This is a genomic window from Planctomicrobium stercoris (assembly GCF_051465655.1).
GTDB lineage: Bacteria > Planctomycetota > Planctomycetia > Planctomycetales > Planctomycetaceae > Planctomicrobium.
In genome coordinates this window covers 5,738,980-5,751,714 of the sequence record NZ_CP195791.1, presented here as the reverse complement: position 1 = coordinate 5,751,714, position 12,735 = coordinate 5,738,980, and the positions used below count along the sequence as shown (strand labels likewise).

At 57.2% G+C, this 12,735-nt stretch carries 11 protein-coding genes; 8 read left to right on the top strand and 3 right to left on the bottom strand.

All coding sequences use genetic code 11. From position 1 onward, the window contains the following. Positions 1 to 13 precede the first annotated feature (13 nt). Entirely contained in the window at positions 14 to 958 is a 945-nt protein-coding gene (locus tag SH661x_RS23330; protein ID WP_437226591.1) for a hypothetical protein, read from the bottom strand. 270 nt (positions 959 to 1,228) lie between these two features. Here SH661x_RS23330 and modA point away from each other — a divergent pair, with 270 nt between their 5' ends. From modA to SH661x_RS23290, 8 genes are all read left to right on the top strand, one after another. After that, entirely contained in the window at positions 1,229 to 2,032 is an 804-nt protein-coding gene (gene modA, locus SH661x_RS23325; RefSeq protein WP_437226589.1) for a molybdate ABC transporter substrate-binding protein, read from the top strand. Next, positions 2,029 to 2,877 carry an ABC transporter permease gene (locus SH661x_RS23320; RefSeq protein WP_437226587.1) on the top strand — a complete coding sequence of 283 codons (849 nt, stop codon included), beginning with the start codon at positions 2,029 to 2,031 and terminating at the stop codon, positions 2,875 to 2,877. Before modA ends, SH661x_RS23320 begins: the two co-directional genes overlap by 4 nt. After that, positions 2,874 to 3,536: an ABC transporter ATP-binding protein gene (locus SH661x_RS23315; RefSeq protein WP_437226585.1), complete on the top strand. Its 663-nt coding sequence runs from the start codon at positions 2,874 to 2,876 to the stop codon at positions 3,534 to 3,536. Before SH661x_RS23320 ends, SH661x_RS23315 begins: the two co-directional genes overlap by 4 nt. A 119-nt stretch (positions 3,537 to 3,655) precedes the next feature. After that, entirely contained in the window at positions 3,656 to 4,588 is a 933-nt protein-coding gene (locus tag SH661x_RS23310) for a MerR family transcriptional regulator (RefSeq protein ID WP_437226583.1), read from the top strand. Between the two features lie 348 nt (positions 4,589 to 4,936). Continuing rightward, positions 4,937 to 5,437: a helix-turn-helix domain-containing protein gene (locus SH661x_RS23305; RefSeq protein WP_437226581.1), complete on the top strand. Its 501-nt coding sequence runs from the start codon at positions 4,937 to 4,939 to the stop codon at positions 5,435 to 5,437. Positions 5,438 to 5,591: 154 nt separating this feature from the next. After that, complete coding sequence (locus tag SH661x_RS23300) at positions 5,592 to 7,148, top strand: recombinase family protein (RefSeq protein ID WP_437226579.1); 1,557 nt, start codon at positions 5,592 to 5,594, stop codon at positions 7,146 to 7,148. After that, complete coding sequence (locus tag SH661x_RS23295) at positions 7,145 to 8,038, top strand: plasmid partitioning protein RepB C-terminal domain-containing protein (protein WP_437226577.1); 894 nt, start codon at positions 7,145 to 7,147, stop codon at positions 8,036 to 8,038. The genes SH661x_RS23300 and SH661x_RS23295 overlap by 4 nt, the downstream gene beginning before the upstream one ends. Continuing rightward, positions 8,035 to 8,949 carry a plasmid partitioning protein RepB C-terminal domain-containing protein gene (locus SH661x_RS23290; protein WP_437226575.1) on the top strand — a complete coding sequence of 305 codons (915 nt, stop codon included), beginning with the start codon at positions 8,035 to 8,037 and terminating at the stop codon, positions 8,947 to 8,949. Before SH661x_RS23295 ends, SH661x_RS23290 begins: the two co-directional genes overlap by 4 nt. Before the next feature lie 24 nt (positions 8,950 to 8,973). Here the strand turns inward: SH661x_RS23290 and SH661x_RS23285 are convergent, their stop codons facing one another. Together SH661x_RS23285 and SH661x_RS23280 are read right to left on the bottom strand one after the other, a co-directional pair. Further along, positions 8,974 to 11,496: a S8 family peptidase gene (locus tag SH661x_RS23285; protein ID WP_437226573.1), complete on the bottom strand. Its 2,523-nt coding sequence runs from the start codon at positions 11,494 to 11,496 to the stop codon at positions 8,974 to 8,976. Positions 11,497 to 11,600: 104 nt separating this feature from the next. Beyond that, positions 11,601 to 12,356, bottom strand: coding sequence for an AAA family ATPase (locus SH661x_RS23280; RefSeq protein ID WP_437226571.1), 756 nt, complete (start codon positions 12,354 to 12,356; stop codon positions 11,601 to 11,603). Between the last annotated feature and the right edge of the window lie 379 nt (positions 12,357 to 12,735).

Sequence of the window (12,735 nt, the reverse complement as noted above, 5' to 3'; positions counted from 1 at the left end):
TTTGTGAGTCGATTCAATCCTTGTTTCGTGACTTTCTCATCTTCGCGTTGATGCGGTTGAGCACCTGTTGCGCACGCTGTTCGCCATTGCTGCCGGCGTTGGACAGGGCTGTCTGCATCTTGGCCAGCAAGGACTGCACCTGTTTGCGATAGACTTCCAGCTCATGCTGGGCGACGGTGATCCCTTCGAACGCCTTCTTCGGGGCGACATTCGATTTGTAGATCTCTTCAAACCGGTTTCTCTGCCCTGCAGCACTGGTGACCCCGACATCGTGCTCGCGGATGTATCGCGAGACATGCCCGGATGCATCTCTCAGAAATCGGCGGGCATCCTGCCAGGCTTTCACGTCGTTCGAATCGGCTGCCTGCCGCTCATCCGGGGTGAAGTCCCGGTTCATCGACTGCAGGCGTCCCTGAATGACGTTCAGCTGCTTCCTCAACTGTCCGAGTTGTGTTTCCAGCTGAAGAATGGCTTGCCAGTCCGCATCCATCGCCGCCAGGGCGATCTCCGCTTCAGGAGTCATGGCGGTGGCTGCGGTGCTGAATGCCGTTCCGCTGGATGCAAACGGGGCGGGCTGTGGGATACCGGCTTCAAATCCAGCCAGTCGAATCGTGATGGAGGAATCTGCCCAGGGGACCGGAGCTGGCAGGAGCTGATCGAGGATGGGGTTCATTCCCCCTTGAGAATCCAGCGTCACCCCTTGCGTCGCCCAGAACTGAATCTCCGCTGCATTCAATCCGAAGGCTGCAAGAAGGTGCCGCATGGTGAGCGAAGCACCGAGGGCCGGCCACAGCTCATCCGGAACGCGGACCACGATGTCACCGGGGGCCTGCGCCGGCTTGAACCACACCCACAGATACGCACCGGGCATCCAGGGGAGTGGAACCTGTTCCCAGTTGAGCGAAGGGGCTCGCTGCTGGATGGCGGCAGAAGCTGTGGAAGCCAAGGGGGAGTTCATGAAAACAGTGAATCGGTTCAGGAAGGCGGCACAGGTTTCTCGTCGACAGGTTCATATTCGCACCCGGCAACCTCGAAGTACAGTTCTCCCGGAAGTTCGAAAGCACTTTCACGGAATTCACGTAGCCGAAAGCGTCTGGCAGGTCCATTGTCCTGCTCTGGACTCTCGTCTCGAGACTCTGGACCGCTTCAGACAATCGCTCTGCTCGCGAGCGACGTGCATCTCCTCTAAGATTGTCTCATTCCGAGAACTCTGGAAAGTTCCACTTTTATGACCCGACTTGTCTTGTTGCTGTCCGGCTCCATCGCGGTGGCCATCGGGCTGGGACTTTCGCTCTCCTGGGAAACACCAGCTCCGCAATCTCCGCTTGTGGTATTCTGCGCTGCCAGCAATCGGGCCGTGATGGAGGCGATTGCTGAGGATTATCGCAAAGAGTTCGACGTTCCGGTTGAGTTTCAATTCGGTCCGTCGCAGACATTACTCTCTTCGATCGAAACGAGTGGGACAGGGGACCTTTATCTTCCTGCTGACGCCAGCTACCTCGAGTCAGCTGCATCCCGCGGAGTGACCGGACTGGAGTTTCCACTGGCAAAGATGCAGGTCGTTCTGGGAGTGGCGAAAGGGAACCCTCTCAATATTCACGCGTTCGACGATCTCTTGAAGGAGAGTGTCCGGGTGGTGCAGGCGAATCCCGAAGTGGCAGCTGTGGGGAAGCTCACTCGCGATGCACTCACGCGTCAGGGAAAATGGGACGCTCTGAATCAGCACACATCCGCGTTTGTTTCTTCCGTGACGGAAGCGGCGAACAGCGTGCAGGCAGGGGCTGCGGATGTTGCCGTCGTTTATGATGCGGTCGTGACGACGTCCCCGAAACTCGAAGCGGTCCTGCTTCCGGAGTTTCAGGAGACCTTCGCGGATATCCGCATCGGACTCATTCAAACCAGCGGGCAGCAGGCTCGTGCTGTTCACTTCGCGAAATATCTCTCAGCCAGTGACAGAGGACTGAAACGGTACGCGGACTTCGGTTTCACTCCTGTTCAAGGAGAACCGTGGTCGGGAGATTCCGCCCCATGAACAAGCGCGGGCCGGACCATCGTCATCGAGTTCCCACCGCAGCCAGGACTGATCTCCCGTTCCTTGGAACGATGTGGGGGCTCGGCGGCAGTTACGTTCTGCTGATCGTGCTGCTTCTCGCAGCCAATCTGATGCGTACGACACCCCGTCATTTTGTCGAGGCACTGGCAAAGCCGGAGATTCAGGCCGCCATTCTCCTGACACTCAAGTCGTGTACGCTGTCGGCGATCCTGTCGATCTGGATCGGCTTGCCGCTGGCCTACCTGCTGTCGCGACAATATTTTCCCGGAAGGGCGATCATCGACACGATTGTCGATATCCCGTTGATTCTCCCGCCACTCGTGCTGGGGCTGAGTTTGCTGTTGTTGTTTCATCTTCCGATTGGTGACTGGCAGCTGGAGGGCTGGCTGCGGCGGGACTTGAAGTTCCCGGTCACCTACTTCGTCCCTTCGGTCATCCTCGCACAGTTTGTCGTCTCAGCTGCGTTCGCGATCCGCACGCTGCGGGTGACATTCGACCGAATCGATCCTCGCGCGGAAGATGTTGCGAGGACGCTGGGGTGCAATCGACGGCAGGCCTTCTTTCAGGTCTGCCTTCCTCAGGCGATTCCCGGCGTGATTGCGGCCTTCACTCTGGCGTGGGCGCGAGCGATGGGAGAGTTCGGCCCGATTCTGGTTTTCTCGGGAACAACTCCGTTTCGCACCGAGGTACTTTCGACCGCGGTTTACCTGGAACTTGGAATTGGAAACCTCGAAGCAGCTGTGGCCGTTTCGCTGCTGATGGTCGGTCTCTCTCTCGTGATCCTTCTGATGCTCCGGCTGCTGGGAACAGGAGAGCGTCGATGATTGAACTTCACGATGTGACGATTGGGTCGGGGAACTTTTCCCTGACGAACCTCAGTCTCAGTCTCCCCGCCCAGTGTTATGCGGTGTTGATGGGACGGACCGGGACCGGCAAAACGACGCTGCTGGAGACCATTTGCGGCCTCCGTCCCGTTTTGAGCGGAGAGATCTCGTTGAACGGGCGAGTTGTCACTCGCACTTCGCCGGCTGAAAGGGAACTGGGGTATGTCCCGCAGGACCTCGCGCTCTTCCCGACCATGACTGTTCAGGAGCATCTGGAATTTGCACTGCGTCTGAGACGGGTGTCTCAGGCGGAAAGGCAGGCCCGGGTTCGCGAACTCTCCAAGTTGCTGCACCTGGACGGATTACTGCCCCGTCGGCCGCGGGGGCTGAGTGGGGGGGAAGCTCAGCGGGTCGCGTTAGGGCGGGCCCTCTCCTTTCGTCCTGAAATTCTCCTGCTCGATGAACCGCTCAGCGCCCTGGATGAAGAGACTCGCAGCCAGATTCAAAGCCTGTTGAAAGAGGTTCAGCAGGCGACGGGCGTGACAGTTCTGCACGTCACTCACAGCCGGGACGAGGCGGGGATTCTGGCGGATCAGCTCTATCTGCTCGAAGACGGAAAGGTGCGGATCAGCAAGGAGATGCCTGTTTCCGAAGACTGAACGGGCGGGCAGTTTTGCAGAAATCCTTGGAGAGCAGCGTAAATGGTCTAGAATGCAGGAAGTGTGCGGGCACTCGGTCGTTCGAGTTCTCTGTGAGCCGATTTCAGAAGTGATTCTCCGTGAAAGATCTAGTCACACCCCGGCAGGTGGCGCAGGCAATTGATGTGAGCGAGTCCTCACTCAAACGCTGGTGCGATCAGGGGCTGATCCCGACCGTCCGGACCGCCGGCGGGCACCGCCGCATGCCCGTCAATGGCGTCCTGAGTTTTCTCCGCCATTCCGGCTACCAGCTGGTGAATCCGGAAGTGCTCGGTCTCCCTCCCTGCACCCAGGGGGGACGAGAACGGAAGCTGCAGGCGGAGCGGATGCGCCTGGTTGAGGCCATGGTGCAGGGGGATGAACAGGTCTGCGTGGAAGTCGTTCTGAACCTGTATCTGGCCGGAAATTCGCTGAGCACCATCTGCGATGAGGTTCTCGTACCAGCTCTGGAAGAGATTGAAACCAAATGTGGTTGCGGAGACGCTGCGATCTACCACGAGCGTCGATCCTGCGAACTTTGTCACCGCGTCATGCTGGAGGTGCGACGGGCACTTCCGGAAATCAGCCCTGCTGCTCCAATTGCCATCGGAGGGACGATTGACGGTGATCCGAACACGTTGGCTTCGTTGATGATGGAGCTGGTGTTGAGGGAAGACGGCTGGCGGGCGTCGTCACTAGGGAACATGCTTCCGTTTTTGTGTCTGCGGCAGGCGATGTGCGATATGCGGCCCCGCCTGTGCTGGCTGACCATCTCAGTGATTCGGGATCACGAACTGTTTTACAGGGAGTTTTCTCGAGTTTCGGAATTGGCGTCTCAGAACAGCATCGAGCTGGTGATCAGCGGAAAAGCACTCACCCCGGAAGTCCGGGAGCGGATGCAGTTCACGCGCTTCTGTGAGAATTTCCGTCAGCTTGAATCGTTCGCCCGGGAGATTCTTCCTCAGGCCCCTCGGGGTGAAGCGGACGCGGTTGTCGCAGAAGTTCCTGAGGGGGCTGTGGATGCGGAGCGATAATGTCGTCTGCAAATTGCTTGGAAATGCGAAGAGCCGAGGGACTCAAACTGAGTTCCTCGGCTCTTGCTGCTTCAAACGCGGGTCAAAAGAGTTTGACACGTCACTGAAAGTGGTGTGACGCCAACCGTCTTCGAACGAGAGACAGAGACACGGATGATTTCGGCAAACCTGAGCGGTCCAGACGGTGACGGTCGGGACCGGAATAGTGGCATGAACCGGTACTGAAGAGACCGCTTTTTCTCTCGCACCCATGGCTGGGGGGATTGAGAACCACGGCATCGATCGGCCTCGAGACGATCGGGTGTTTGGACATTCATCCATTCACCCTTTCTGAAGGAGGCCCGACCAATGAACAGGAAACGCCGAAAAGAAGAAATCTCCGCTTCTCTCAAACTCCTCGCTGCCACGTACGTGCGGACCGTTCGACAGCTCGAGCGTCAAATGGAAGAAACGCTCGCAACGCTCTGCCGGGAACTCGAACTCGAAGACGCCGGTTGGCTTGATTCCGTACTCGCTATCGACGTCGATGTCGCACCTCCCTCGTCGGCGTTTCGCCCCGTGGCCGATCGCTCCACGTTGTCCGTCGTCTTTCAGGGGAAGTCGTGCTTCCTTGGCAACACGCTGCTCTTTCGATTCTTTGAGGCCCTCTCCCGTCGCCCGAACCGGTACTTCGCCCACAGCGAACTCCTGGATGAAGTCTGGGGCGGTCAACGCTCGGAATCGTCAATTCGAAATGTGGCCAAGCGGCTTCGTGATCGCCTCGTCCTGACCGGAATGGCTGAGGTCGCGAATGCAATAGACGGGAGCACTGCCGGCTACTACATCCTGCGGTCCCCAGTCAGCGAGTAGAAAAATCAAACAGAAATCAAACAGCGGTTTCACGCCGAATCAAACAGCGGCGTGACAGACTTCTCACATCAACGGGAAACGCATCATGTGTAACGTGCCCCATTTCACTCACAGTACGGCAGGGAGGCTGCAGAAAATGTGGAGTTGATGAAACATGGACCATCCGACAAACGCCCCCTCCGCGACACCGCCGGTTCGCGCCGCCCAGTACATCCGCATGTCGACCGAACACCAGCAGTACTCGACCGCCAATCAGGGTGACATGATTTGTGACTACGCAGCCCGCCGCGGCTTCGAGATCGTCAGAACGTACGCTGACGAGGGAAAGAGCGGCCTGCGAGTTGAGGGCCGGGAATCTCTGAAACGACTGATCGAGGACGTTGAAAGTGGGAACGCCGATTACTCGGCAATTCTCGTCTACGACGTAAGTCGTTGGGGACGGTTTCAGGACGCCGACGAAAGTGCGTACTACGAGTACCTGTGCAAGCGGGCCGGGATCGATGTGCATTACTGCGCGGAACAGTTTGAGAACGACGGGCGTCCCACATCGACGATCATCAAGAGCGTCAAGCGGGCGATGGCGGGCGAATACAGCCGGGAACTCTCGACGAAGGTCTTTCAGGGCCAGTGCCGTCTGATCGAACTTGGCTATCGCCAGGGCGGAACGGCAGGCTTCGGTCTCCGCAGGATGCTGATCGATCATACCGGCCAGCCAAAGTCGGCTCTCAATCGCGGGGAATGCAAAAGCATTCAGACCGATCGTGTCGTCCTGGTCCCTGGCCCGCCGGAGGAAGTGGAAACGGTTCACTGGATGTACCGGCTTTTCACCCAGGATGGGAAACAGGAATCGCAGATTGCCGAGTTGCTCAATTCCCGCGGCGTCTCGACCGACCTTGGCCGTCCCTGGACCCGCGGCACCGTCCGCGAGGTCCTGAGCAACGAAAAATACATTGGCAACAATGTCTACAATCGAACGTCATTTAAGCTGAAGAAAAAGCACGTCCAGAATTCTCCGGACATGTGGGTCCGGAAGGATGGAGCTTTCGACTCGATCGTGCCGCCGGATCTGTTTTACATGGCGCGAGGCATCTTTCTCGAGCGCAACCGACGATTCTCGAATGAGGAGATGCTCATACGGTTGCGGTCGCTGGTTGATCAGAACGCGACCATCTCTGCCTCTTTGATCGATGCTGCTGACGGCCTCCCCTCGAGTGCCGCCTATCGCACTCGTTTCGGAAGCCTGGTCGAAGCGTACCGCCTTGCCGGTCACACGCCGGACCGGGATTACAGTTACATCGACATCAATCGACAACTTCGCTCTCTGCGTCCGCATTATCTGGACGACCTCGTAGACCGACTGGGAACTGTGGGAGCGACGGTCAGCCACGATCTCGGATCGGGATTCCTCATGATCAATGGAGAATACAGCGCATCAGTCGTCCTATCTCGCTGCCGTGAGACAGCGGTCGGTTCGCTCCGCTGGTATGTCAGAATCGATCAACGCCTGGCCCCCGACATCACGATCCTCATCCGCATGGACCCCACGAATCAGGACTCATCAGACTTCTACTTTCTTCCCATCATGGATATTGATTCGCCAACCTTTCTGTTGTGCGAATCAAACGGAGCGTTCCTCGACACCTACCGTTTCGACTCGCTCGACTACTTCGCACAGCTTGCCGCCCGCGACGGGTTGGAGGTGGCTGCATGATCGACAGAGAAGACCAGAACGTCCACATGATTCCCGTGGATCAGATCACCGTGCTGAACCCGCGCGTGCGCGGCAAGCAGAAGTTCAAACAGATCGTGGACAACATCGCCAAACTGGGATTGAAGCGCCCCATCACAGTCGCCCGGAACGAAAACGGTATTGTGGAGACTGACTACCTGCTCGTGTGCGGACAGGGACGGCTCGAAGCCTTCATGGCGCTGGGCGAAAAGGAGATCCCCGCCGTCGTTATTAACGGGACACGCGAAGACTTCCTGTTGATGAGTCTGGCGGAGAATCTCGCCCGCCGGCAGCACTCTCCTGTGGAACTCGTCGGAGAGATTCGCAATTTGAGCGAGCGCGGGTACAGCTTCTCGCAGATCGCCGAGAAGACAGACCTCACGGCGCGGTACGTCCAGGGCATTCTCCAGCTGCTGAAGAAGGGGGAAGAACGGCTGGTGGCGGCTGTTGAGTCCGGGCAGATTCCGATCACGATCGCCATCACGATCTCCCGCTCCGATGACAAAGCCATTCAGAAGGCGTTGGCGGAAGCCTATGAAAGCAATGACCTCCGAGGGAAGCAGCTGATCTCCGCTCGAAGGCTGATCGAGAAACGCCGGCTCGATGGCAAGTCCGGTCACTCCCAGGCACCTCAGGCGGAGAAAAAGGTGTCTTCCGACGATCTGCTCCGTACTTATCAGCAAGAGACGATGCGACAGCGGATGGTCATCCAGAAAGCCAAGATCGGCGAGACCCGCCTGCTGTTCGCAGTTTCCGCGCTCAAGCAACTCCTGAGTGATGAAAACTTCGTCAACCTGTTACGGGCCGAGTCACTCCACACGCTGCCGCACTACCTCGTCACGCAAGTCAATGATGCAGGAGGTGCCCTGTGAGCCGAAAAATTTCACTCGCTTGCCAGCCGGGAATCGAATCCCTGTCCGTCGCATCCATCCTGCCGTTGAAGCATCTCAGCCCGACGATCCGAAAGTCGCCCAAGTACCAGTGCATCGCGGCTTCGATCCGGGAAATTGGGATTATTGAACCGTTGGTGGTCTATCCGCAGCAGGGACAACGTGGCGTCTACATGTTGCTTGATGGCCACATTCGGTTCCAGATCGTTCGTGATGCCGGAGCACAGACGGTCGAGTGCCTCGTTGCCACGGACGACGAAGCGTTCACGTACAACCATAAGGTCAACCGGCTCTCGGCGATCCAGGAACATTTCATGATCACTCGCGCGATCAAGAAGGGAGCCTCCGAACAGCGCATCGCCACAAGCCTCAACGTCGATGTCGCCAGCATCCGCAAAAAACGCGACCTACTGGAAGGGATCTGTCCAGAAGCCGTTGAACTGTTGAAGACCAAGAAAATCGGCGGCGGTGCGATCCGCGAGATGCGGAAGGTGAAACCGCTGCGTCAGATCGAAATGGCCGAGCTGATGATCGCGTCGTGGAATTTCTCGGTGGCGTATGCAAAGTGCCTGCTGGCAGCCACGCCGCAGGCCCAACTGGTGGACGACGAGCAGAAAAAAGAAATCCGCGGGCTCTCTGCAGAGGACATCGCCCGGATCGAGCATGAGATGGAGGGGCTCGAGCGAGACTTCAAGACGATTGAGGAATCCCACGGCAAGAACGTGCTCAACCTGGTGATCGTCGTGGGCTACCTGAAAAAACTGCTCGACAATGCGCGCGTCCTGCGATTCCTGTCGCGCAACCACCCGGAGATCCTGACGGAATTTCAGAAGCTGGTTGAGGCACGGAATCTCGCGGAGGATTCTCCGGACCAGACCCATGGCAACGGGTGAGTGCGTGATTAAACAGGGAACCCTCTACTCGACATCCACTTCCACTTCGGCTTCTGCCTCCAACTCAGATTGCAGTTCTTCGACCGCGACTCGCAAATCATCATAAATCGGAATTTCTCGGCCAATGACTTCAAAGCTCACGGCAAGCGAATATTTCGCCTCTGAATCGGGATCCTTGTTCCAGCCCTGATGTCCCATGACGGCAATGCAGAAGCTCTCCGGTAGTTGAAACGACTTGACGACGGCCCAATCCTTCTGAACGGTACCTGAGTTGCGTTTTGCTCCCTCGACGTCTCCATGATCCGATCGAGTCGCGAGCGTCCAACGCAACGTGTCACCAGTCGCAGCGTTCTCTTCGGCTTCTTCCTGCTTCAACACCCGCGCGCGAAATGAAGATAGCGACTCACCGAGTTTACTGCTCTTCCAGTCGACCCACGTTGACAGGTACCGCCGTAGATTCCGTCGCGTTCTGCGAGGTTCCGCGACGTAAGACAATGTCACCTCAATCAGAATGTCAAAGTCATCGGCTTGTCGACGCATCGATTCGGGAATCGGCACCTGATACAGATCGCAATCACCGGCTTTGAGGCCTGCCTCACCCGATGTGATCAGTGTCGTGCGGTAATCTGTATTTGTTGTGGCCCGTTCCAGATTCGGAATGCCGTATCCGATGGTTCGGATCACCAGATTGGTGTCAACGCCGCTTGATTGTGTCCATTCCGGCCAGCGAGCTGACTGCACGATCAACGCTCGATAAAGAAGGCATGGTTCGTCCGGTAGCACTCGCTGAAGTTGCGCTCCGATGTGCGTGACTTTGGGGGCGGCGAAAGATGTGCCTATTTCAGCTCGATCGATCGATGGTCCTGGAGGATACATTGTCGATCGAACAAGTTCCGGATAGCAATCCCGTCCTTCGGTGGGCGTGCCCAGCAATGTCGGAGATCCGGGTGATCTGAGGTTGTCGCCGCCAAACTCGACAACTTCTGGCTTGATGACATCCCAGATGCCAAGGCCTGATCGACTGAAGCTTGAGGGATGACCTGGCTGGGATGCGAAACTTCGCCAGCCGGCGGACTCATACATTTGGTACGCGACGGACCCCACCGTCAGAGCCTGTAGACTTTGCCCCGGATTTGCGACTCGCGAGGAACTCTCCATGAGATAATCCGGATACGGACGACCCGCATCCAGGTGATCGAGAATCCCCGAGCTGGGAACAGTCGCTCGCTCGCGCAGGTTACCCACTGTCTGGACGACAAGAACGTCGAGTTCGTTCGACAGCATATCGATTTCGGCTGCCCAGGCCGACATGTGCCGCAGTCTACAATGACTGTCGGCGTTGATGGAGTGATTGAAAATGCGAGTATTGCGTGGGCCATTGTGATATCGAAGCACGACTGCTCGTATCAAGGCGGCCGGCAGCATGGATTTCGGCATGTATGCTGCGGAATCCAGAACTCGCGCATTTTGAATCCAGAAGGGCAGCTGAAAAAAATCGTCGCGCTGAACACTCTCTCCATAGAGCACGGCACCTGCGACGCGAGTTCCGTGTCCTGCAGGTCGCACGTGATCGGCAATATCGGTCGATGACTCCGGCGGCGGCAGAAAACAGAATGACGAAGCTTTGTCGACGGCTGGCTCAAGAAGCACATGCTCTTCCTGAATCCCGCTATCAATCACGCAGACGGCCGGAGCATCATCATCGGGTGGAGTTGGGGGAACAAGCCGCTCTTCCGGCCCCGGAGTCGGCTTGCTCTCTGGTATGAAGACATCGTCCGGTTCGACCACTTCAAACAGGTACGGATAGTTGAGAACAAAGTCTTTCAGGCCTTTCCCGCTGACTTGCACTCGCATGGTGAAACTGTCGGGAAGCGAGACCGCTGGTTCATCGTGCGTGATGCTGTCGATTGAACCGCCGTAACCTTCCACGATAATTCGGCGCACTTCTCCGATCCGCTCATCCTGCAGGTCGTACCAAGTGTCGTAAACCTCTATGCGCGCATTCGCCCACTGGCTGTTTCGTCGTGCAAAGTCGGCGTCTGATTCGCGTTTCTGGCGTTTGGGTTCGTTCGGAATCTGCCCTGTGCCCAAGCAGGTGACCCCGATGTCGACCTGAAAAGTCGTGTTGTCGTCGATCGTTGGCCACGAATCGAATAAGGCTTCTGAAAGAATCAGTTGAAGCCGCTGAGATTGGTCCGGGTCGTCGTCGAGACGATGAACGCTGGCGATGATTCCGGTACCGTGGGTTGAACTGGCAAAGCCACTGACTGCATTCGTGAATTTCGTAAGGTCAATATCCGCGCTGGCCACAATGACGTATCCGTCTTCCTCCTCTGCCACAATTTCAAAGTCGAAGTGGTGACGGAGCTTGTCCAGATCGAGGCTCGTGTCGACCTGAAGTAAAAGCGGAATCCCAGCGGGCAAAGTAGGAAGCGATTCCGCTGCCCTGTTCGCGTCGGCTGACTTGCGATGGCTGACGACCGTGGACGAACTACCACTCAGGCCGCTGCTGTGCGCCGTTCGATTGGCCCGATTGGCTTGCGTCACCTGCGACGCATGTGGGGGGCGTCCCAACTGGGCTGGCCCACGTTCTCGACGAAGTAATGGTAGGTGCTGAAAATTGTGTCCGTTCGGCATTGATTCCTACTTCGTCAGACGTTCCCATCCGGCCGCTTCACTTCCCGAATTGCGGCGTCAAAGTGTTGTTGCTCGACAACACGTTTTCCACAAAGGACGGCTGTCTTGGCGGCTGCCTGTGCGACGCGCACAACATAGGCAGCAGACACACCTTCAAGCTCAGCGATGATCTTGTCCCAGTTGATCAAATTAGACTGTTCAACACTTGAAAGCGTCAATGTAAGAAGCTTTCCGATTTCTTCCTTCCCGGGTGGCGGCACTTGAAAAACGTCGTCAAACCGCCGGAAAAGAGCCTCATCGAGTGACGCCTCAATATTCGTCGTCGCCACAAGCAGGCCGGGGGCATCGTACTCTTCCATCAGTTGCAGCAGTGTATTGACGATCCGAGCGACTTCGCCGATATCTTTGGACGCTACACGCGAACGCGCAATGAAGTCGCATTCATCAAGAAGCAAGACGCATGGCTGCTCTCGGGCGGCGTCAAACACTGCTCGCAGGTTTGAGGCTGACTCGCCGAAGTAAGAAGAAACCAAGGCATCAAACCGGACCTTCATCAAGGGCAGCCCGGTGTTCCATGCGATTCGTTTTGCACCCAGTGTTTTTCCGCAGCCGGGAGGGCCATACAGAAGAACCTTCTTTCGAGGATTCAGCCCGTAGGCCGAAAGCCGTTCTCGTGCAGCGAACTCCTTTTCGATTCGATCGAAGCGATCCTCCACGTCACGACGCAGCACGATGTGGTGCTCCAGAGCATCATGTGGGATGAAGCTCACAAGCATTTCGTGATGCCGCCGACTGATCGGCAGCTCACGAATGGCACGATCGGAATCGATTCCGGTTCGACCCGAACGCTTCCCCTTCGGCTTGTCCTCGAGGATCGACTCCAATTCGCGTGCGAGACGGGAATGACCGCTCTTTCGCTCGGTCTCGACGATCAAACCTGCCAGCCGATCCAGGTCATCCTGCGACCCCGCCGCAATGGCCCGAACCAGTCTTTTCAGGATTTCAGCTTTCATATCACCACCTATGAACCGGGAGCCGCCAGCTCCAGGTCCAGCGTATTCCGTCGGATTGCACCATTTGTGTTTCTTTGGTTATCGGCTCGCGGGGCGTGTCATCGCCCGCAAATCCCCTGTAGGCATCATATCCTTC

What these genes read in the sequence shown, in the direction of transcription:
- SH661x_RS23305 (WP_437226581.1), top strand. Translation starts at nt 4,937, where the DNA reads ATGAACAGGAAACGCCGAAAAGAAGAAATCTCCGCTTCTCTCAAACTC.
- SH661x_RS23320 (WP_437226587.1), top strand. Translation starts at nt 2,029, where the DNA reads ATGAACAAGCGCGGGCCGGACCATCGTCATCGAGTTCCCACCGCAGCC.
- SH661x_RS23315 (WP_437226585.1), top strand. Translation starts at nt 2,874, where the DNA reads ATGATTGAACTTCACGATGTGACGATTGGGTCGGGGAACTTTTCCCTG.
- SH661x_RS23295 (WP_437226577.1), top strand. Translation starts at nt 7,145, where the DNA reads ATGATCGACAGAGAAGACCAGAACGTCCACATGATTCCCGTGGATCAG.
- SH661x_RS23330 (WP_437226591.1), bottom strand. Translation starts at nt 958, where the DNA reads ATGAACTCCCCCTTGGCTTCCACAGCTTCTGCCGCCATCCAGCAGCGA.
- SH661x_RS23300 (WP_437226579.1), top strand. Translation starts at nt 5,592, where the DNA reads ATGGACCATCCGACAAACGCCCCCTCCGCGACACCGCCGGTTCGCGCC.
- modA (WP_437226589.1), top strand. Translation starts at nt 1,229, where the DNA reads ATGACCCGACTTGTCTTGTTGCTGTCCGGCTCCATCGCGGTGGCCATC.